Source organism: Photobacterium phosphoreum (assembly GCF_002954725.1).
Lineage (GTDB): Bacteria > Pseudomonadota > Gammaproteobacteria > Enterobacterales > Vibrionaceae > Photobacterium > Photobacterium phosphoreum.
Genome location: NZ_MSCQ01000001.1, coordinates 2189237 through 2211716, shown reverse-complemented (window position 1 = coordinate 2211716; position 22480 = coordinate 2189237). Strand labels below are relative to the sequence as shown.

Genomic DNA, 22480 nt, shown 5'->3' with positions numbered 1-22480 from the left:
GAAGAAACCTGAATCTAACGATTCAGGTTTTTTTTCGTTTGTATAAAAGTAATATGATGCAGAATAGACACTGCGGAGTGGCAGTTCAGTTGGTTAGACTTTTTATTGGGAAGCTTAGCGGCCTGTCACGTCGGGGGACGCGCTGATATTCGGAATGGCAAGTCCCGTCTACTTCACATTATTAAAGAAACCTGAATCTAACGATTCAGGTTTTTTTTCGTTTGTATAAAAGTAATATGATGCAGAATAGACACTGCGGAGTGGCAGTTCAGTTGGTTAGACTTTTTATTGGGAAGCTTAGCGGCCTGTCACGACTATTATTTGATGGAAAATGGACGCGCAGATGCTCTGGTTGTAATGTTAGCTATGGCAAGTCCCGTCCACTTCACATTATTAAAGAAACCTGAATCGAAAGATTCAGGTTTTTTTTCGTCTGTAGAAAATGGTGATAATAGCGCGGGCTATTATCCGTCATCTCGGAAGGGATGCACGAGCTATCCGTGATCTACTCATCACGTGTTTGAGCATTAAAGATACCAATAAAAAATTGACTAAAACATCAGTAAAAACAATAACTCTACAACGTGCTGATAATAGATTCCCTATCTCGTTCGTAACCTCACTGTAGGGAATGACGGTAGTTATAAATAGGGAGCTTAGCGGCCTGTCACGACTATTATTTAATGGAAAATGGACACGCAGATGCTCTGGTTGTAATGTTAGCTATGGCAAGTCCCGTCCACTTCACATTATTAAAGAAACCTGAATCGAAAGATTCAGGTTTTTTTTCGTCTGTAGAAAATGATAACAATCGTGTAGGTTATTATCTGTCATCTCGGAAGGGAGGCACGAGCTATCCGTGATCTACTCATCACGTGTTTGAGCATTAAAGATACCAATAAAAAATTGACTAAAACAGCAGTAAAAACAATAACTCTACAACGTGCTGATAATAGATTCCCTATCTCGTTCGTAACCTCACTGTAGGGAATGACGGTAGTTATAAATAGGGAACTTAGCGGCCTGTCACGACTATTATTTGATGGAAAATGGACGCGCTGATGCTCTGGTTGTAATGTTAGCTATGGCAAGTCCCGCCCACTTCACATTATTTAAAGAAACCTGAATCGAAAGATTCAGGTTTTTTTCGTCTGTAGTAAATGGTAATGGTAACGCGGGCTATCATCGGTCATCTCGAAAGGGCGGTACGAGCTGTCCATCTATTATCAGTATGGTATAGAATCTTTATTTTAAGAGTAGCCATTTAGGGAAGGTGATTTTTTTGATCACAATGTACATTCTTAAAATAATAATAAAGCTGATACTGGTTAAGGTGGCAATATTGGGATTGATTGAAAATTTGGTTTGAAGAATATAAAGGTAGCAACCAATAATCACCGGACTGGCATAAAATTCAGTGTTATTGAACATCGTTGGCCGAGCTAGAATAACATCTCGTAATACACCACCAAAAATAGCAGTGATCATTCCCATAGTCACAGCAACATATCCCGCATAATGCTCGGCAACCATATTTTTAGTCACGAGAACGGAAAACATCGCAATACCGATAGCATCGAGCACAACAATTAAACGCTCAGCTTTTATTTGTCGTAGGTGAGGAGCGAGAAAAAAACCTACAAAAGAAGCAATCAGTGCGGTCCAGAAATAAGAAGGATCTCTGATCCAAAAGACTTGATCCGTTGACAGGATGATGTCTCGCACCGTCCCGCCACCTAATGCTGTTATCCAACCTAATACCATGACACTAACGATATCTTTGCCTATGTTCGCTTCACTGATTACGGCACTTAATGCGAAGGCAACAATACAGATAATTTCTATGGTGTGAATTAGCATAAATAAGCCTATAACATATTAATTTAATAGAAATAATTTTTAAATTTATATTAACATGTAGAGAAGTATAGATGAGAGGATAAAAATGGTCATAGTGTTTTCAAAAATAAAAAAAGGCCGGAAATCCGACCTTTTTTATGATGTTTATATGCGAGTATTAGAACAATTATCGACCACTATGATCAAATGTTTTTACATCTTCTGCAGTACATTGAGACGCTGCATGTGAAGTAAGAAAATCAATAGAACGTTTAAAATCGGCGATTAATAAATTAGCAAGGTCAATGGTAAGACCTTGTTTGGCTAAAATACGCTGTACAACAATTTGTTGAGCATTGGCAGGCAATGTATAGGCTGGTACTAACCATCCACGGGTACGTAAACGATCTGCAACGTCATAAAGAGTAAACGGTACATTTGCATCGTTTTTTAAACGCCATGAAATTGCAGGAATACCTTTCTCTCGGTTACCATCAAATAAGAACTCAAATAGATTAAACTTATTAAGCTCTTTAACTAAATATTCGCACACATCGTAACTTGCATTATGAATACGTTGGTAACCTTCAAAGCCTAGACGAAGGAAATTATAGTATTGAGATATAATTTGACCCGCAGGGCGAGAGAAGTTTAGAGCGAAGGTTGGCATATCGCCACCTAAGTAGTTGACGTGGAATACTAATCCTTCAGGTAAATCTTCTTTATTGCGCCATACAACCCAGCCCACACCTAATGGTGATAAACCAAATTTATGCCCAGAAGTACTGATTGACTTCACACGTTCTAGACGGAAGTCCCAAGGTTCAATATTGGGTGCACAGAAAGGTGCTAACATAGCGCCGCTTGCACCATCAACGTGAATATCAATAGAATTGCCAGTATCATGCTCATAAGTATCTAATGCATCTGATAATGGTTTTACTGTTTCATATAAACCGGTAAAGGTTTGACCAAATGTTGGAACTACCATAATAGTATTAGCATCAACTAATTCTAACATGTCTTCTGGGGTCATAAAGTAATGACCCTCGTCCATTTTGGTTTCACGCATTTCTACGTCCCAGTAGCGGGCAAATTTTTCCCAACATACTTGAACAGGACCACAAACCATGTTTGGTTTATCTGTAGGTTGACCAAGCGCACGACGCTTTTCACGCCAGCGCCAAAGTGCAGCCAACCCACCTAACATACAGGCTTCACTTGAACCTGTTGTTGAAGTACCAACAGTAGTGACTGATTCAGGTGAATTCCATAAATCCGCTAACATATGGACACAACGTCCTTCAATTTCAGCAGATTGAGGGTATTCATCTTTATCGATCATGTTCTTATCAATGGAAAGATCCATTAATTTATGCACTTCATCTTCTTCCCATGTTTGGCAAAAAGTGGCTAGGTTTTGACGAGAGTTACCATCAAGGTAAAGTTCGTCACGGATCATTTGATAGATCACGTTTGGTGCTTGTTCTTGCTGTGGTAGCTTGGTAGTTGCCGCAACGTTATTAATCGCTTCTGAACCAAAGATTGGATCATTACCTAATTGACGGTTTACTTCATGAAGAGCCATAATTTTCTTCCTACCTTTAATGTTGCTTACTGCTAAATAAGTTCCAAGCCATTGCTTGAGTAACATGTTTAATCATTTGTTGCCCACGAATACTATTACCAAACTGGTCTAGTCGTGGTGAAAATGCGGCAAGTGCACCAATGTTGGGTATAACTGTTAATAAACCACCACCAACACCACTTTTACCTGGTAGACCAACATCATAGGCCCAATCGCCAGAAGTATCGTACAGACCTTCCATCGCCATTTCTGCAAGAATATGGGGAATGTTTTGGGTTTGAATGAGCTGTTTACCTGAACATGGATTTTTACCACCATTAGCTAATGTTGCACCGACGGTTGCTAGATCTACTGCATTAAATAAGGTGGAACATTGGCGAGTATAAACATCACACGCTTCAAGTGGTTCTGAGTACATACGACCTGATGACTCTAATAACAATGCAATGGCACGGTTATGAGTATTGGTGGTTTGCTCTGATTGATTTACTTCGTCAGATAACACAATATCGCTGTTTGCTAGCAGAGATTGGAAATTTAAAATCTGCTGCCAACGTTGTTCTTTATCTGTCGCTTTAACTAAACTTACGGTTGCCATTGCCCCCGCATTGACGAGTGGCGTTAGTGGTTTACCTTGATGTAATTCAAGTGCTAGTACTGAATTAAACGGCATACCTGTCGGCTCTGCACCTACCTTTGTATGTAGTGCATCAGCACCTGATTGCTCAAGTACTAACCCCAGAGTCATAATTTTTGAAATAGATTCAATCGCAAATTTATAATTAGCATCTTGTAATTGAATGACTTCTCCAGTAACAGAAACAAAAGCCAGTCCTGTTAGCTCTGATGGTACTGAAGCTAAAAATGGAATATATGAGGCATTTTCGCCATCCATATTGGTTTTTGCTTCATCCAGCGCTTGCTGCATAACAACAGCAAGCTTTTCGTTTAGTTGTGACATTAACGCATCCTTAACTCTTATTGGTTTAATGTATGAGTTACTTTGTCTGATGGGTTGATAACACCTGGGTGAACGTTTTCGATTTCCCAAGTAAAGGGCGCAAAGTCAGTGACTGCTGGATCTTTCCAGTGTGGTTGACGGGCTTTGTAAATAAATAATGGTACTGATACGAAAATCACAGTTAAGACCACTAAGAAGCCGATGTATTCTTCAGGACTACCCACGGCAATTTGACTTGGTGGAATAAAAGAGAAGAAAAATGCTAATAATGAACCGGAGAAACCGACACCTGCGATAATCCACATACCCATATCTCCGCCTGGAATTTTATATGGACGGGGACGATTAGGTTGGCTGTAACGCAAGTGAATGGCTGCTGCAAACATCAATAAATACATGATCAGGTAAAGCACAACCGTTAATTGGCTCAAGATTTGGTAAGCGGCTTGAACGGAAGGTAATACCACAAACACAGTTGAAATCATGGTCACTAAGAAGGCTTGTGCCATCATGATATGCGTTGCCATACCATTCTTATTGGTGTACTGCCAAAAACGAGGAAGGTAACCGCCTTTAGCGACCACAAGTAATGCAGATGAAGGACCTGCAACCCAACCAACAACCCCTGCAAGTACACCTAACGCTAAACATGCCGCCATAATTGGTGCCGCCCAACTGATGCCAGCCCAAGCAAACATATCATCGTAAGCAACTAATAAACTTTGGGTTAAGCTGATGTCTTTTTGAGGAATAACAAATGCAATCGCAAGTGTGCCTAGTACAAATACACATACTGTACCAATTGCAGCAATTGCAATCGCAATCGGGTAGTTACGTGGCGCATCATCAACTTCTTTAACGTGAATAGCGTTCATTTCCATACCGGCATAGAACAAGAAAATACTTGCTGCTAAAACAACGTTATTAAAGTTAGAAAAGTCAGGGATCACATCATGCCAAGATAATTGCACTTGTGGAGCATGACCAGAGAAGAAAAGGTAAGAGAAACCTAAAACAATTAATACGACACCTGGAATAACGGTACCAACTAAGCCACCCCATTTGGCAACTTTAGAAAATGCAGCAGTACCACGAAGTGCAATGAACGTCGCTAACCAATAAATCGCTAATACCACACCGAGTACGAAGAACTTATTTTGTGATAGCGCTTGATCCCATGATTGATGAGGACCGACAAATGCAAGGGAGACGGACCCAAAAGTTAGTGCTGTTGGGAACCACACCGTAACTTCAATCCATAACATGAAGATAGCGACTAACGCTAATCGAGGACCAAAAGCTTCACCTACCCAGCGAAAAACCCCTCCTTTTTCAGACCAACCTGTAGCAAGTTCAGCGGCTACAAGTGATACTGGAACCAGAAATACAATAGCGGCAAAAATATAATAAAAAATGGAGCTCAATCCGTATTCTGCTTCAGCAGGAAGACCCCGCAAACTCACAACAGCAACGATGTTTAACATTGCTAACGCGAATATGCTGATCCCCTTTTTTTTTGCTTTATTTGTACTAGTCATCGTTAACCAACTTAATCGTTAAATAGGTTTAAATTATTATTTTTTAGATTTTATGGGTGAATAACAGAACGTTTTGTACTGTTTTCATAAATTCCTTGTATAAAAATAGCACTAACATATATGTATTTAAATTCATAAAAGGAGTTGTTTAAGTTTCATATATGCTCATTGCATATGGTTTTGATTTATGCATTTGATTTGAGTATTTAATCGTAATGATTGAATATTTTCATGGTTATTGTTGAAATTTATGCATGGACTGATTTGATAATATTATTGCGGGAAAAATTATGTAAAAATGAAATTCGACGAATGATTTTTAGGGAATAGCAGTGAAATTTTTTTTCCAGCGTAATGAAACGGATTCAGAAACTAGAATTGAACTGAAAACAGCATCATTTTATTTGTTAGTTGCGATGATTGTGGGTTGGATGGCGATCAGTTTTATTTTGCAATCAAATGAAGCAGGATCAGTATTTTTACCAATATTAATTGGTTTTATGATGTTACGTTTTTTTGCGTTAGTAAAAGTACAAAAAGAAGTGTTAGTAGCAATGCGAGATAAGCGTTTAACCACTCAGGGGAGTAAATTTTCATTTACCAATCCCTTTATTTATATCATTAAGAAAAAGCCACTTTCTGAGACTGAAGCATAATTAAAAACGGCCGCTATATTTTTTGCTATATCTATATAGCAGCATAGCGGCCGTTTGTGATTATTGAGCCTGATGTTTATTATCGGAATTCAATATTAGTTGTTGCTATGAAGTTCGCTGTTTAGTTCAATAGCGGTTTTATTGGTTAAACATTCAATTTGTCCTGTCATTGAATTACGACGGAACAATAAGTCAGCCTTACTGGCAAGATCACGCGCTTTTGCTGTCTCAAACGCTTTACCATCTGCATCTAGCATTTGTACTTTTGAACCTGCGGTTACATATAAACCTGATTCGATAGTACAACGATCACCCAATGGGAAACCTAGACCCGCATTTGCACCAAGTAAGCTATTCTCACCAATTGATACCACAACCTTACCGCCACCCGATAATGTACCCATAATAGAAGCGCCACCGCCGATATCTGAACCATTACCGACAACAACACCTGCTGAAATACGACCTTCAACCATGCTAATGCCTGTCGTACCGGCATTAAAGTTAATGAAACCTTCATGCATAACCGTGGTGCCTTCACCAACATGAGCACCTAAACGGACACGTGAAGTATCAGCAATACGGACGCCAGTTGGAACAATGTAATCAACCATCTTAGGAAACTTATCGACGCAATCAACGGTGATTGTTTCACCATTAAGACGGGCATCCATTTGACGCTCAGCGAGTTCTGGTAAATCGATTGGTCCTTGGTTCGTCCATGCGATGTTGTGCAATAAACCAAAGATACCATCAAGTACAACACCATGAGGCTTAACTAAACGGTGAGAGATAAGTTGTAACTTTAAGAAACCTTCAGCAACGGATACTGGTGAAATGTCGGTTTTTAGCATAACCATAACAAGTGGTTGTGAAGATAATGTCGCTTTGGCTGCGAACTGTGCGCTTACTTCATCATTTGCATCTTCAAATGCAGATGCAATCGCAGCACATTGTTCTGGTGTTACGTCAATAGCTTGGTTGCCGCCACGGTAACCAACGATAGCAGCAATGTCTTTTACTAACTGTTCTGATGGATGTAGCGTTGGGGTTGGGAAAAACGCTTCAATGATTTTTCCATCACGGTTTTTAGTGGCAGTACCTAGGGCAAGTGAAAAGCTAGACATGATTACCTGTTCTCCATTCAAATAAAGTAATACGCGCGGTAATTAAAATAATTAGATGACCAATAACATAAGATGACAGTGATATCTTGCGTTATCTGATGATTTACCACGAAGTAAAACCATCATAAAGACAGTTATAAAAATATAGAAGAGCTGAACCAATAATCAGCACAAAATGATGGTTTATTAACGAAAAATGACCATTGTAAAACGAAATGATGGGGTTTTATTGATGGATTATAAAAACCCAAAGAGCACGTTAGTTGGTGTTGTTAAAAAGAAGGCAAAAAAAAACCTCCCGTTAGGAGGCTTTCGACGACAAACTGGATAATATCAAAATTATGCGGCGTCTTGCTGTTGCTCATCGGCAACAACATCAGTTTTTACAACTTTTGCTTTTGGAGCTGGCTTTGCTTTTTTCGCGCCAAGAGCAACTAAGACTTCTTCACGGTTTTGCGCTAAGAACATCGATAGTTCTTCTTGCTTCGCTTCGTCTTCGAATAAATCACTTTCACTCAATAAAGCAAACATCTCATCTGCCATATCAAGCATTTTGTCATATGCGTCGGCTTCGGATTTAGAGGTAAAAGTCATCTTTTCTTCCCCGTTGCGCTCTACTACATATTTGACGATAACTGCCATGGTCATCCTCTCCTAAAATTTATTTACTGGACGCTTATACAGTAGTATGGTGAGCGAGTCTAGTGCTAAGGGTGTGAATGTGATGACTCGAGAAAAATTTAATCAGATATATCATCGTGCTGTCGAAAGAAAGGGTGGTGAAGTTAATTTAGAAATATTACTAACAACCCCTTTGAATAATGATCAATTAAGGTTAATTCCTGATCATCGTTGGTTGGCTGAATTTACTCAAAAAGTGTTTCAATGTGGAATTCGATGGCAAGTTGTACGTAATAAATGGTCGGCATTTGAGGCGGCATTTTTTGAGTTTGATATTGAAAAAATGGGTTTAATGCCAATTGAAATGTGGGAACGAAAAGCGCAAGACGCAACGATTATTCGGGATTTGAAAAAGGTGATGACGATCCCTGAAAATGCCAACATGATCCATCGTGCAGCATTAGAATACGGTTCATTTGCGGCAATGGTGGCTGATTGGCCTGAACAAGATATTATTGGCTTGTGGTTGTATTTAAAAAAACACGGTTGTCGTTTAGGCGGTAAAACGGGGGCTTATAGTTTACGTGGGCTAGGTAAAGATACCTTTTTATTTACCCAAGATGTTGAGGCTTATTTACGCCATACTGGTGTTATTGATGGTGGTCGTGACACTCTCAAGTCATTACGAGCAGCGCAGAATGCATTTAATGATTGGCAACAACAATCGGGCCGATCATTAACTCAGATCAGCCAAATTATTGCGTTCAGTGTTGGGGATAACCGCGTTTAATCACATTGCCATTGTTGGCAAAATGCCAAAAATAATTTTAATAATGGACTTTGATATTTTTCTTGATGATATAACAGCCAATATTGACGGTTCATATCAAGCGGTAATGTCAATATTGCCACTCGTTGTTCTTCAACCGCATGTGCAATTGCTCGTTGAGACATGCAAGTAATCCCCAAGTCGGCACTGACACAATTAATGATCGCCTCAGTAGTATTTAACTCAAATGAGGTGGTCCATGTATTTAATCGTGGTGAGATTCGATTAAGAAAAAACTCTCGCGTACCTGAGCCTGTCTCTCTTAATACCCACTCTGAATTTTCGAGATCGGATAGCTGTAAATTTTCAATTTGAGTTAGTGGGTGTTGTGGATGGCAGGCGATGACCATTTGATCACACAGCCAAGGTTGAACAACCAGATCTGAATGTTGCACTTTACCTTCTACTAAGCCGATATCTAATTCAAATTCCGCTAATTTATGGCAGATCTGAGCCGTATTTGAGATAAACAAAGTTTGATCGCGATGTTGAGTTTCAAGTCGAAAATCCCGTAATAAAAAGGGAGTAACTTGATTACCGACAGTATCACTTGAGCCTATCTTTAATTTACCCGTTAGTGGTCCTGCTTGATCAAATAAATTTTCAATCGCGTTAGAACGGGCTAAAAGCTCATCAGCAAGGGGTAATAATCGCTTGCCTTGTTCATTGATGATTAAGCGATTGTTATTACGATCAAATAATTTGTGATCAAGTTGTTTTTCTAATTCAGATAACGCCATGCTGACAGCTGGTTTAGACAGAAACAATTTTTCTGCGGCAGCGGTAATTGTTTTTTCTTGTGCTACGGTAACAAAAACTTTGAGTTGTTTTAGTGCGATATTCATCATCACCTCATTAACAAAACGCAAGGTGAATCATTACCCACCTGCTTGTTCAATTAATATTAACACCATTTTAAATATATTCAATTATTTAAAACATTGATAGGGCGATATACTGCTGCTAACAAAACAATAATTCGCGATTGCTATCTAATGCGGAGAAAATAAAATGATTGCAGCAACAAAAAGAAAACTTGCAGGCGCACCAACACCCATGGCTGGTTTAGCATTAGGTATTGGCAGTATTTTATGGTGTTGGGAGAATGGTGCCCAACTTCACGGTTATGGACAAATAACTGGCGCTGTGATCGCTGCATTGATGTTACTTATTTTGATGGCTAAATTTTTAGTACATCCAAAGCTGTTATGGGGCGATTTATCTCATCACGTTGTTGGCAGTGTGGTTCCCACATTTGCGATGGCATTAATGGTGGTATCGAAAGCGGTGAGTGTTTACGCTTCTATTACTATTGGTGTTTATATGTGGTTATTTGCAGTGGGATTACACGCGATATTTTTAGGTTTATTTCTATTTCATCGCGCTCGTGATTTTCATTTGCATCATATGGTGCCAAGTTGGTTTGTGCCGCCAATTGGTATCATTGTCGCGGATGTTTCATTTCCAGGTGTGACAGCATTACATCCTTTAGCTTATGTCTTATTAATGTTTGGCATGTTTGCCTATGCCATAATGTTACCAATGATGATTTATCGGTTTATGTTCCGTGACGAAGTACCTGATGCGGCTAAACCAACCATTGCTATTATGGCTGCACCAGCAAGCTTATCATTGGCAGGTTATTTAACCATTACAGCAACCCCATCACCCGTAATTGTGGCTATATTGGGTGGTATTGCAGTATTAATGACTGCGGTTATCTATTTAGCGTTTTTCCGTCTATTACGCCTAGACTTTAGTCCAGGTTATGCGGCCTTTACTTTCCCTATGGCGATTGGTGCAACCGCATTATTTAAAACTGCAGCTTGGATGAAGAGTTATGGTTTTGAGGCGCATTATGTCGCTCAAGTTCATGGTTTAGCTACGATTGAATTATACGTTGCCAGTATCATTATTGGTTATGTAGCAATTCGATATTTAGCTTTTTATCGTCCAGTGAGTGGATTATTTCAACGCAGTGAAGTCTGCCCACAAAACATTTGATAGCGATAGTGCAATAATTTCACGAGTGGGTTGTTGCCCTAATAAATGTTCGGTGTGTTGCCCAGTCAATTTGGCTGGGCTTTTTTGTGCCTGTCTATATATTGCGACGTTTTATTGGTGTTTTTAAACTGTATTTATTTACAGTGTCTCGGCGATGGTAGACAATTTAATTATCTATTTTTCTGCTGTGGAATATCTGTGTGTTCACTGTCTATCATTCAAATCAGCTTGATCTGCTTAAATCCTTATTAGTGGAGTTGATTCGCTTACAGCCATTAGCGAATCCGTTTGAAAAAGAGCAAATTCTGGTACAAAGCCCAGGTATGTCACAATGGTTAAAAATGGAATTAGCCACTTCATTTGGGGTGGCAGCAAATATTGATTTTCCATTACCCGCGACCTTTATCTGGAGAATGTTCACCCAAGTTTTAGCGGATGTACCCGAGCGAAGTGCATTTAATAAAGAAGCGATGACGTGGAAATTAATGCAGGTGTTGCCGCAGCAATTTGATCAACCTGAATTTGAACCGCTAAAGCGTTATTTAGATAACGACACTGATTCGCTGAAGTGTTATCAATTATCTGAAAAAATTGCCGATATTTTTGACCAATATTTAGTGTATCGCCCAGAGTGGATCCAGCAATGGGAAGCGGGCGAAACCGTCACCGAACTTAATGATGAGCACCCGTGGCAACCGATCTTATGGCAAGCGCTTTACGATCAAACCTTAGCTTTAGAACAATCACCGTATCATCGTGCTAATTTGTATGATCACTTTATTGAAACCCTGAATAATTACTCGGGTAGTGAAGGTAAAGCAGCCTTGTTAGCGGCGGGGTTGCCACAACGATTGTTTGTGTTTGGTATATCATCATTACCGCCACGTTATTTAGATGCGTTAGCGGCGATTGGTGAACATATTGATGTCCATTTAATGTTTACTAACCCGTGTAAATATTACTGGGGCGATATTCGTGATCGTAAGCATTTAGCGCGTTTAGCCGCGAGACAGCGAGTACAGCTACAAAATATCGACACTACCGATGATGTTGATGCGTTGCTGTCAGTACTTAAAGACAACGATCAAAATAACTATGATGACGATATGCACAATGATGTTGTCGGTAATAGTTTATTAGCATCAATGGGTAAATTAGGCCGCGATAATATGTATTTGTTATCAGCAATGGAAGTCAATGAAGTTGATGCGGGCTTTGTTGATATTGAATCTGATAGCTTATTACATGCCATTCAAGCCGATATTTTAAACCTCCAAGATCGCCAAGATGACACACAACTTGATTCGAGTGAGCATAAATTTCCAATCGCTGCTGATGATCATTCGGTCACCATTCATGCTTGTCATAGCCCGATGCGTGAAGTCGAAGTATTGCATGATAAGTTGCTGGCAATGTTTGACGCTGATTCGAATATAAAACCGCGTGATGTGATTGTGATGGTGGCTGATATCAATGCCTATAGCCCTGCTATTCAAGCGGTGTTTGGTAATGCCCCTGGTAATCGTTATATTCCATTCTCTATTTCTGATCGTACGGCTGAGCAAGAAAACCCGATTTTGTTGGCGTTTTTACGCTTACTTACTCTGCCTGAAAGTCGTTGTCACGCGTCTGAATTATTAGAGTTGTTAGAAGTGCCTGCGGTAATGGATAAGTTTGGTTTTGATAGTGCCAGCTTTGAAAAAATCAAAAAATGGATTGAAGAAGTCGGTATTCGTTGGGGACTTGATCAACATACTGCGGGTCAGTTTGATTTACCTGAGCAACTGCAAAATACATGGCTCTTTGGTATTCAACGAATGTTACTTGGCTATGCGATGCCACATGATACGGGTTTATTTGCTGGGATTTCAGCGTATGAACAAGTACAAGGCTTAGACGCTGAATTAGCGGGTCAATTAGCGGGATTTATTGATAGCTTAATTGAATATCGAAGTGCGTTGGCGCAATCACAAACGGTCAATCAATGGGCTGAATTATTACATCAGTTACTGGATGATTTTTTTGCAGTGGAGCTCGAAGGCGAGTTAATTTTAAAATCGATTCGCGATAACTTGCAGCGTTTGCACCAGCAGTTACAAGATGCGGGTTATCACGATCGAATCACGCCTGCGGTATTAACTCAATACTTGCAAGATAAACTCTCTGGTGAACGGGTTAGTCAGCGCTTTTTAGCCGGACAAGTCAATTTCTGTACTCTGATGCCAATGCGTTCCATTCCTTTTAAAGTGGTGTGTTTATTGGGAATGAATGATGGTGCTTATCCGCGCAATATTGCCCCTGAAGGATTTGATTTAATGAATGGTCGCACTAAGGCGGGCGATCGTTCTCGTCGAGATGATGACCGTTATTTATTTTTAGAAGCGTTGTTATCTGCCCAACAAACATTATATATCAGCTATGTTGGTCGTTCGATTCAAGATAACGCTCAAAAAGTGCCGTCAGTATTAGTCAGTGAGCTGGTGGAGTATTGCCAGCAAGGTTATTGCTGTGTTGGTGATCAACCGTTAGCGGTGGATGTCTCTGCTGACAAGATTAAACAACAGTTAATTCAACATCACCCGTTAGTGCCGTTTAGCCCCTGTGCGTTTATTGGTGATCAAGCCAGTTTTGCGATTGAATGGCTACCAGCGGCTAACCGTGATGGGCAGGCAAGTGCGCCATTTCAACTCGATGCGTTAGTCGCTGAACCGATGGCTGATGATCAGGTTTTAGTTCTAGAGTTAGCTGAATTACAACGTTTTTGGCGTTTGCCAGTACGGTACTTCTTTAATCGCCGTTTGAAAGTCTATTTTGAACCGCCGATGGGGCTATTAGAAGATGATGAGCCGTTTGTATTGAATGGCTTAGATAGTTATCTGATTCGCGATCAATTGCTGGAATTATTGCTAGAAGCCAAGCTTAACAATGAAGATCCTGATGCGATTTATCATCAGTTTGCCGCAGAACAACGGGCAGCAGGTACTTTACCTGTGGCTGCATTTGGTGATCTTGATTTAGCTGCTAGTCGTCAAGCTGTGGCGAATTTAACTGATCTGATTGAGCCGTTAATTCATGCACCATTAGCTGATCAAGAAGTGGCGATCACGGTGATGGTGGCTGATCATAAAGTATTATTACAAGGCTGGTTGAAGAAACGTTATCAATCGGGGTTATTACGTTACCGGACTGGTAAAATTCGTCCACAAGATCTTTTAACTGCTTGGTTTGACCATCTATGTTTGGCGGTATCGGTGCCTGAAAATCTACAGGTTACTCATGTGATCGGAACGGATAAGCATCTTGAATTACAGTGTATTGAACCTCAGCAAGCACTGGCGTATTTACAGCAACTGATTGAACTGTATTACCAAGGTTTAAATCAACCCTTAGCGTATTTCCCTAAAACCGCAATGGCAGCCATACAGGCGCATATTGGGCGTGATGGTAGCTGGAAGGATGATGCAGACACTGAGCAAAAAGCACTGACGAAAATGGCGGAATGTTTTAATGATGGTTACTTGTTTGCAGGGGAAGGCAGTGATGATTATATCAAGCGTGTGTGGCCGCAATGGCAAGATGAAGTGGCACAACAAGCTAATCAATTAGCGGCATTGGTGTTACAAGCGGCGGTGGTAAACAGTAAAGAAATAAAGCCAGAATAAATATAGAAAGCAGAGAGAAGTAGTGTGGCCGTCAGCAAATCATTGTTAGTTGTAGGGTGTTCGCTGTACGGCCACAGGTCCAGAGGTGACCAAGTTTCTGGCGCTGATACTAACTAACCACCGTAGTATAAACCGTGAGTAAGTTCTCACATTATAGGAACACAACAGAATATCAGGCGCCAATATTTACTTATAAGTGTTGGGTCACATAATAACCAGCTTGATTGTTGAAATTGAAAAGTTTCAGGCTGGTACTGTTGTACATATAGCAACCATGGGATGAGTAACATAATGGCGACTGAAGTACTAACAACGGATGACGTACCAACAAATATTCTGCAACCAATGACGTTTCCATTACATGGTACCCGCTTGATCGAAGCGTCAGCCGGTACAGGTAAGACATTTACCATCGCGAGTTTGTATTTACGGTTATTGTTAGCGCATGGTAATGAGGATACTCGGCATCAACAGCAGTTGACGGTTGATCAAATTCTGGTGGTAACTTTTACTGAAGCGGCTACCGCAGAATTACGTGATCGTATTCGTGCTCGTATTCATGATGCGCGGTTAGCGTTTAGTCGTGGTATTAGTCATGATCCTGTTATCGCGCCATTATTAAAGGAATACCCAGATCATAAGTTAGCGGCGACGCTGTTATTGCAAGCCGAACGCCAGATGGATGAAGCGGCTATTTATACCATTCATGGTTTCTGTCAGCGAATGCTAACTCAAAATGCGTTTGAGTCAGGCTGTCGATTTAATAATGAATTTGTGACCGATGAAAGCCAATTAAAAAAATTAGTGGTTGCTGATTATTGGCGCAGTAGTTTTTATCATTTATCGCCAGCACTGGCCCATGAAGTCCGTGAAATTTGGTCATCACCAATAAAATTATTAAAAGAAATTGGCAATAGTTTAACGGGGGCGCCAGTACGATTGTCGGTGGCGGCAATGACGGAATCATTAGAACAATTACATCAGCAAAATATTGTCCGCATTGATGACGTCAAAGCGTTGTGGCGTACACATCAGGATGATTTTGAAGCCTTAATTGCAAGCTCTGGGATTAATAAGCGCAGTTACACCAAAAAAAGTTTGCCTAATTGGTTAGAGCAAGTGAGCGCATGGGCGGCCCAACCCAGCGTTGGTTATGAATTGCCTGATAATTTGAGTCGCTTTCATCAGCAAACCTTAATTGAAAAAACCGCCAAAGGGGATGCCCCTGAGCATGAAGTCTTTAGTGCTATTGCCGAACTATTAGATAATCCTGCTAGCTTGCGTGAGCCACTATTAGCTCATGCAATTGAACATTGTCGTCAATTATTGGCTGACGCTAAAGCGCGCAAAGGATGGCTATCATTTGATGACTTGCTGACTCAACTAGGCGCCGCGATTGGTAACGATGTTGATGAACTGCTCGCGGGTAAAATTCGTGCACAATATCCAGTGGCAATGATTGATGAATTCCAAGATACCGATCCACTGCAATACGGTATTTTTAGTGATGTTTATCGTCATCATCCAGAATGTGGCTTGTTTATGATCGGTGATCCGAAACAGGCGATTTATGCCTTTCGTGGTGCTGATATTTTTACTTATATTCAAGCGCGTCGCCAAGTGACCGATCACTATACATTAGCTACTAACTGGCGCTCGACTGCGAATATGATTGCAGCGGTTAATTCGGTGTTTCAGCAGCCAGAGAGTCCCTTTATTTATGATCAAGATATTGAATTTTTAGCGGTCGATCATAGTCCTAAAGCGGCTCAGCGTAGCTGGTGGTTAGAGGGTGAATCACAACATGCTTTAACCTTTTGGTTGCAAGAGAGCCCTGATGGTAAGCCGATAGCTAAAGGCAATTATCAAGCGACAATGGCGACGGCAACCGCGGCGCAAATTCAACATATTCTGACCCAATCACAGCAAGGCCAAGCGTATTTTTTAGATGATGGACAGCAGCATGCCATTGCGGCTGGTGATATTGCGGTATTGGTACGTACTGGTACTGAAGGGAAATTAGTCCGTGAAGCGTTATCAAAACAAGGCATCGCCAGTGTCTATTTATCTAACCGTGATAGTGTGTTTTCTACTTCGGAAGCGGCAGATATTCAACGGTTATTACAAGCGGTATTAACCCCTGAGGATGATCGTATATTACGTGCGGCGTTAGCGTCAGGGTTATTTGCCCGCACTGCGATTGAACTTGATCAACTCAATAACGATGAGAATGAGTGGGAAATTGCCGTTAATAGCTTTAAACAATACCGTCAGCAATGGTTAAAACGTGGTGTGATGCCGATGTTGCGCAGTGTGATGGCGAAAAATCAAATTGCTGAGCGTTTATTAGCCGAAGAGGGTGGCGAGCGTAAGTTAACGGATTTACTTCATATTGGTGAATTACTGCAACAGGCGAGTCAAACCTTAGACAGTGATTATGCACTACTGCGCTGGTTAGCTGAACATGTTGCCGAGCCGAATGGTAATGCTGATGATCAAGTGATGCGGCTAGAATCAGAACGTAATCTGGTGCAGATTGTTACCATCCATAAATCGAAAGGCTTGGAATATGATTTAGTGTTTATGCCGTTTGTGTGTAGCTACCGTGAGGTCGATAGTAAAGGTGAAGTCAAATATCACGATGAAGTGGATAACATCACGGTGCTTGATATTGCTAAACAAGCCGCCGCAATCGAAAAAGCCGACCAAGAACGATTAGCTGAAGATTTACGCTTAATTTATGTGGCTTTAACCCGTGCGGTTTACGGCTGTTATGTTGGTATGGCACCGATTCGTAATGGCCGTAGCACTAAAGAACCAACAGGCTTACATCGCTCAGCAATGGGACATCTAGTACAAGATGGTGAGGCGGGCGGTGTCGCTGACCTTGAGTTAGCATTAGCTAAACTTTGTGATGCTCAAGTCGCGATCACGGTAACTGAACCGCCGCAATTAAGTGATGTGCCATGGCAACCACAAGCTGAAGTCACTGAAGCCTTGGTTAAACGGCCTTTTTCTGCTTCGTTAGAGCGTAATTGGTGGATGACCAGTTATTCTAATTTGGTTAAACAAGGGCATCAGACCGCTCATGATAGCAGCTTAGATTTACCGGGGTTTGATATTGATTCAGTGCAAAATGCTACCGAAGAGAGTGATGATGGTGAGTTAGAATTAGAGCCACAATATTCGATTTATACTTTTCCTCGTGGCGCGCGTCCTGGTACATTTTTGCATACCGTATTTGAAGAAATTGATTTTACCGCCGCGGTTGATTGCCCTGAAACGGTAGCGAAATTAACTGAATTACTGCAATTAGAAAATTATGAATTAGCGTGGTTACCGGTATTACAGCAATTAATTCGAGATGTATTAATTTGTGCCCTTGATGGTGATGCGCTGCGACTAGCCGATAAGAATACATCGCAACGACTCACGGAAATGGAATTTTTATTGCCAATTGAGATTTTACAATCGGTGGCATTGAACAAAGTGATCGCTAAGCATGATCCGTTGTCAGCCAAAGCAGGAGAATTAGGCTTTGCAACCGTCAGTGGAATGCTAAAAGGTTTTATCGATTTAGTGTTTGAGCATCAAGGTAAGTATTACGTTTTAGACTGGAAATCGAATTATCTTGGTGATGATCCACAAGTGTATCGTGGTGAGCAATTGAAAACCGCGATGCGTGAACATCGTTATGATTTGCAGTACCAAATCTATGCGCTGGCATTACAACGTTTTCTGCGCAGTCGTATTCCAAATTACAGTTATGAAACCCATTTTGGTGGGGTGTATTACTTATTCTTACGGGGTATTCAAGCCGGTAGCGACAGTGGTATTTTTTATGCGCGTCCAAGTGAACTATTACTCGATGAATTGGATTTACTCATGAAAGGAGCGCTACCACATGCTTAAGCGTTTACAAAAACTCACCCAACAAGGTGGCTTACGTCAGCTTGATTATCAGTTCGCTAAATTTGTGGCGCAGCATAGTCCACAATCGCAACAAGATCTGGCGGCACTGATGGCAGCATTGGTGAGTTATGAATTAGGTAAAGGCCATGTCTGTGTGCCGTTAGAGCAATTGCGTGCTCAGCATTTGTTTGGTCTCTCAAGTCGATTATCGGTAGCGTTAATTGAAGGATTAGCGGATCCAAGCCAATGGGCGCAATTATTACAGCAATTTGATGTGGTCGCGAATGTTCAATCACATGGCTTACAAGCAAGCCCATTGGTGTTAGATCATGGTCGTTTATACCTCAACCGCTATTGGCAATTTGAACAAACTGTCGCTAAGCGGATTGTGGATATGGCGACCAATCAAGGCCAAGTCGGCACTGATAGTCAGTGGCAAGGGCAGCAATTAACGCTAATGCATCAAGCATTAAATGATTTATTTCAGCCAAGTTATGGCCATTTATATCATGCGCTGCAAGGTGTCACTGATAGCCAGCAACGCCAACAACTAACCTGTGATTTTTTGGATATTGTAAAACCACAGCAACTTGATTGGATGGCGATTGATAGCGTATTACAACAAGCGCAGCAAATAACTGATTTGCAGTTATTAGACAGTTTGGTGCCAACGACAAGCTGTTTGAATTGGCAGAAAGTGGCGGCAGCGATGGCATTAACACGTCAGTTTGCAGTGATCTCTGGTGGTCCTGGTACGGGTAAAACCACCACTGTCGCTAAATTATTAGCAGCGTTAGTGATGCAAGCTAATGGCGAACATAAGCCTAATATTATGCTGGTGGCACCGACTGGTAAAGCGGCTGCCCGATTAACTGAATCGATTGGTTCGGCGATCAAATCATTGGCAGTACCACAAGCGATTAAAGATTTAATTCCTACTCAATCAAGCACATTACACCGATTATTGGGGTCTATTCCACACCGAGTTGAGTTTCGTCATCATAAAGATAACCCACTCCACCTTGATGTATTAGTGGTCGATGAAGCTTCGATGGTCGATTTACCAATGATGGCGCGGTTATTAGATGCGATGCCACAAGGGGCGAAATTAATTTTATTGGGCGACCGAGATCAATTAGCGTCGGTGGAAGCGGGGGCGGTGCTAGGTGATATTTGTTCTTTCTCAACTCAAGGTTACAGTGCCGAGCAAGGACAGCTATTAAGTCAGTTAACCGGCTTTGATTTACACTCAAATAATATTGGTTTAAGTGTGGTAACAGACTGTTTGTGCATGCTGCAAAAGAGTTACCGTTTCCATGCGTTATCAGGTATTGGTCAATTAGCGAAAGCGATTAATCAAGGCAAACCTGCACTAGTGAATAAAGTTTGGCAACAAGGGTTTAAAGATATCCACCATTATCCATTAGGCAGTGAAACGTATGTCTCGATGATTAACCAAGTGGTGACGTTTTATCTTGATTATCTTGATGCCATAAAAACCGATAAAACACCGGCTGAGGTCTTAAAAGCATTTTCGAATGTCAGATTGCTATGCGCATTACGTGAAGGGGATTTTGGTGTTGTCGGCTTAAATCAACGCATTGAAAAAGAATTGACTCATCGTGGTCGAATTTCACCTAATGATGAAACATGGTATGTCGGAAGGCCGATTATGATCACTCGTAATGATCATGCCTTAGGATTATTTAACGGTGATATTGGCATGACGATGCTTGAGCCTGAGATTGATCCCGATAGTGGGCGACGTCGATTACGGGTGTATTTTGAAATGCCAGACGGCACTATTCGCGGTATTTTACCGAGCCGCATTCCTGAGCATGAAGTAGTGTATGCGATGACGATCCATAAATCCCAAGGCTCGGAATTTGCAGATACGGTAATGGTATTGCCTGCTGACTATACGCCGATTCTAACCCGTGAATTAATTTACACTGGTATTACTCGTGCTAAATCACGGTTGTATTTGTATGCGCCAATGGAAATTATAACGAAAAGTGTGCAAGTACGTACTGAGCGAGCCAGTGGTTTAGCCCAATTGCTGGTGTGATTGTATTGTAAGAAATCATAATCTCGATGCCAGCATTAGTGCTGGCATTGTGCTATCTAAAGGTTATTTTTTAAATTGATCAAATAACCAATAGCTATGAGGATCTGCAGGGGTTACATGTGGTCCAGTCATAATAAATGTCGAGACAATATTGATGATCACTACCGCGACAGCAAGATAGCAAGCGATGTTACCAATTTTTTTTATATGGTAATTGCTGGTTGTTGTTTGACGCCATAAGCTCAGTAATGCTGCAACTCCAATGATGGTCATCACAAAAATAACAAAAGCCCAGGTGTAATAATGCATACCAAGTAAGGGGCTACCATAACCGGGATCATCAGGTAATAAGTGAAGTGTGACTTGACGCAATGCTGCTGTTGCCCCAAATAAAGCACCAAATAAAATAATGCCGTAATGAGGTTGTTGTGGGCCATAGCGGACATTGAGCATAAAGCCAAACATTACCATCATAAACCCTATCCGTTGCAATAAGCATAACGGGCAAGGTAATTCCTTAAATACCAATTGAATGATAGATCCGGTTGCCAATATGGTTGTGATACCAAGTAAGCCTAAGATATTGAGTCGATTAATAAGTTGATTGTTCATAACGTACTTAAATTGAGATTGGCAGGGTATATACAATGTGGTGTTTGAGCAAAATAGATCCGGCAATGAAGGTTAAAGCAAACATGACATAGCTAAGATTTTTTTTACCTTTAAGTGCCGTTAACATCGTTATAAGCATGAGAAAAAAAACAAAAATACACAGCATAGGTAGCAATAAACCTTTTTTAAAACGCAATAATCCACACAGTATACCTTAAGGGGATTTATTGTTAATTATTTTATCTTGAAATGTTTACATATTGATACAAAAAAACGCCAGTAATAATACTGGCGTTATTGTGTTGCGATGATTATGTCTAGTTAAATAACCAATAAGTAATTGGATTATCTGGACATTGATAAGGACCACATTCAATAAAGGTCGATATTACGTTAATCACGACAGCAAAAATCGCTACGAGGCAGACAAACTTGCCAAAACGGTTCATTTTATAATCATTATTATTCCAGTCCTTATTCCATAGCAGCTGTAATACAGCAACCCCAACAATGGTTAGGCTAAATAGAATAAAGGCCCAAGTATAATAATGAATACCAAATACCGGACTGCCAAACCCTGGCGTACCTGGAATAACGTGTAATGAAACTTGACGTAATGCTGTTGCTGCACCAAAGAGTGCACCGATAATTAGAATACCGTAGTGACGTTGTTGCGGTCCATAAATGACATTAAGCATAAAACCAAACATCACCAGCATAAAGCCTAGACGCTGTAATAAACATAATGGACAAGGCAGTTCGTTGAGTACAACCTGAAGAACCGATGCCATTAAGAGAACGAAGGTGATCCCTAATAGACCTAAGGCATTAAGTAGCGCTACATTTTTATTATTCATACTTTCTCCCTAGAGTAAAATAGATAGAGAATCTGTTGCATGGTGATGGAACCAATACAGTCCCAAAACAACAGTGATGGTAAAAACGATGTAGCTGGCACCTTTTTTTCCCGTAAATGCGCAGAGCATTGCAACAAATACGAGTAGAAACAGTAAACTCATCATAAGCGATTATTTAACCTTTCATTTGTATATGTGTATTTAGA

General features: G+C 40.7%; 17 protein-coding genes. 6 read left to right on the top strand and 11 right to left on the bottom strand.

The genetic code is table 11. From position 1 onward, the window contains the following. Positions 1-1245 precede the first annotated feature (1245 nt). The 4 genes from BTO21_RS09615 to gadC form a co-directional block, all read right to left on the bottom strand. Positions 1246-1860 (bottom strand): trimeric intracellular cation channel family protein, encoded by a 615-nt coding sequence (locus BTO21_RS09615; protein ID WP_045031661.1) that lies wholly within the window; start codon positions 1858-1860, stop codon positions 1246-1248. A 166-nt stretch (positions 1861-2026) separates the two neighbouring features. After that, complete coding sequence (gad, locus tag BTO21_RS09610; RefSeq protein WP_045031662.1) at positions 2027-3427, bottom strand: glutamate decarboxylase; 1401 nt, start codon at positions 3425-3427, stop codon at positions 2027-2029. A gap of 16 nt (positions 3428-3443) precedes the next feature. Further along, on the bottom strand, positions 3444-4388 hold the full coding sequence (gene glsA / locus BTO21_RS09605) for a glutaminase A (protein WP_045031664.1): 945 nt from the start codon (positions 4386-4388) through the stop codon (positions 3444-3446). 17 nt (positions 4389-4405) lie between these two features. Further along, positions 4406-5926, bottom strand: a complete 1521-nt coding sequence (gene gadC, locus BTO21_RS09600; protein ID WP_082056900.1) for a glutamine/gamma-aminobutyrate antiporter GadC — start codon at positions 5924-5926, stop codon at positions 4406-4408. 332 nt (positions 5927-6258) lie between these two features. Between gadC and BTO21_RS09595 the strand changes: the two genes are divergently transcribed. Then, the gene (locus BTO21_RS09595) at positions 6259-6582 is read left to right on the top strand and encodes a hypothetical protein (protein ID WP_045031665.1); all 324 of its coding nucleotides are present in this window, start codon (positions 6259-6261) and stop codon (positions 6580-6582) included. Between the two features lie 95 nt (positions 6583-6677). Here BTO21_RS09595 and dapD read toward each other — a convergent pair whose 3' ends face one another. Next, positions 6678-7709: a 2,3,4,5-tetrahydropyridine-2,6-dicarboxylate N-succinyltransferase gene (gene dapD / locus BTO21_RS09590; protein ID WP_045031668.1), complete on the bottom strand. Its 1032-nt coding sequence runs from the start codon at positions 7707-7709 to the stop codon at positions 6678-6680. 339 nt (positions 7710-8048) lie between these two features. Then, positions 8049-8351, bottom strand: a complete 303-nt coding sequence (locus tag BTO21_RS09585; protein WP_045031670.1) for a YebG family protein — start codon at positions 8349-8351, stop codon at positions 8049-8051. Between the two features lie 82 nt (positions 8352-8433). On the opposite strand from BTO21_RS09585, the gene BTO21_RS09580 reads away from it, so the two are divergent. Then, positions 8434-9120 (top strand): DNA-3-methyladenine glycosylase I, encoded by a 687-nt coding sequence (locus tag BTO21_RS09580; protein ID WP_045031672.1) that lies wholly within the window; start codon positions 8434-8436, stop codon positions 9118-9120. Here the strand turns inward: BTO21_RS09580 and BTO21_RS09575 are convergent. After that, complete coding sequence (locus tag BTO21_RS09575; protein ID WP_045031673.1) at positions 9117-10004, bottom strand: LysR substrate-binding domain-containing protein; 888 nt, start codon at positions 10002-10004, stop codon at positions 9117-9119. The genes BTO21_RS09580 and BTO21_RS09575 overlap by 4 nt on opposite strands. 166 nt (positions 10005-10170) lie before the next feature. Here BTO21_RS09575 and BTO21_RS09570 point away from each other — a divergent pair, with 166 nt between their 5' ends. The 4 genes from BTO21_RS09570 to recD all read left to right on the top strand — a co-directional run bounded on the left by BTO21_RS09570 (position 10171) and on the right by recD (position 20805). After that, positions 10171-11163 (top strand): TDT family transporter, encoded by a 993-nt coding sequence (locus BTO21_RS09570; protein ID WP_045031675.1) that lies wholly within the window; start codon positions 10171-10173, stop codon positions 11161-11163. 200 nt (positions 11164-11363) lie between these two features. After that, the gene (gene recC, locus BTO21_RS09565; RefSeq protein ID WP_045031677.1) at positions 11364-14825 is read left to right on the top strand and encodes an exodeoxyribonuclease V subunit gamma; all 3462 of its coding nucleotides are present in this window, start codon (positions 11364-11366) and stop codon (positions 14823-14825) included. Between the two features lie 291 nt (positions 14826-15116). Continuing rightward, a complete protein-coding gene (recB, locus tag BTO21_RS09560) occupies positions 15117-18737 on the top strand; it encodes an exodeoxyribonuclease V subunit beta (RefSeq protein ID WP_170064503.1) in 3621 nt (1206 codons plus the stop codon). Then, on the top strand, positions 18730-20805 hold the full coding sequence (recD, locus tag BTO21_RS09555; RefSeq protein ID WP_045031678.1) for an exodeoxyribonuclease V subunit alpha: 2076 nt from the start codon (positions 18730-18732) through the stop codon (positions 20803-20805). The genes recB and recD overlap by 8 nt, the downstream gene beginning before the upstream one ends. Before the next feature lie 63 nt (positions 20806-20868). On the opposite strand, the gene BTO21_RS09550 is transcribed toward recD, so the two are convergent. The 4 genes from BTO21_RS09550 to BTO21_RS20240 all read right to left on the bottom strand — a co-directional run bounded on the left by BTO21_RS09550 (position 20869) and on the right by BTO21_RS20240 (position 22439). Continuing rightward, on the bottom strand, positions 20869-21417 hold the full coding sequence (locus BTO21_RS09550; RefSeq protein ID WP_105026779.1) for a disulfide bond formation protein B: 549 nt from the start codon (positions 21415-21417) through the stop codon (positions 20869-20871). Between the two features lie 7 nt (positions 21418-21424). Next, positions 21425-21583 carry a DUF5993 family protein gene (locus BTO21_RS20415; RefSeq protein WP_219909169.1) on the bottom strand — a complete coding sequence of 53 codons (159 nt, stop codon included), beginning with the start codon at positions 21581-21583 and terminating at the stop codon, positions 21425-21427. Between the two features lie 151 nt (positions 21584-21734). Continuing rightward, positions 21735-22274, bottom strand: coding sequence for a disulfide bond formation protein B (locus BTO21_RS09545; RefSeq protein ID WP_045031680.1), 540 nt, complete (start codon positions 22272-22274; stop codon positions 21735-21737). 9 nt (positions 22275-22283) lie between these two features. Beyond that, positions 22284-22439 (bottom strand): DUF5993 family protein, encoded by a 156-nt coding sequence (locus BTO21_RS20240; RefSeq protein WP_181314547.1) that lies wholly within the window; start codon positions 22437-22439, stop codon positions 22284-22286. Positions 22440-22480 lie beyond the last annotated feature (41 nt).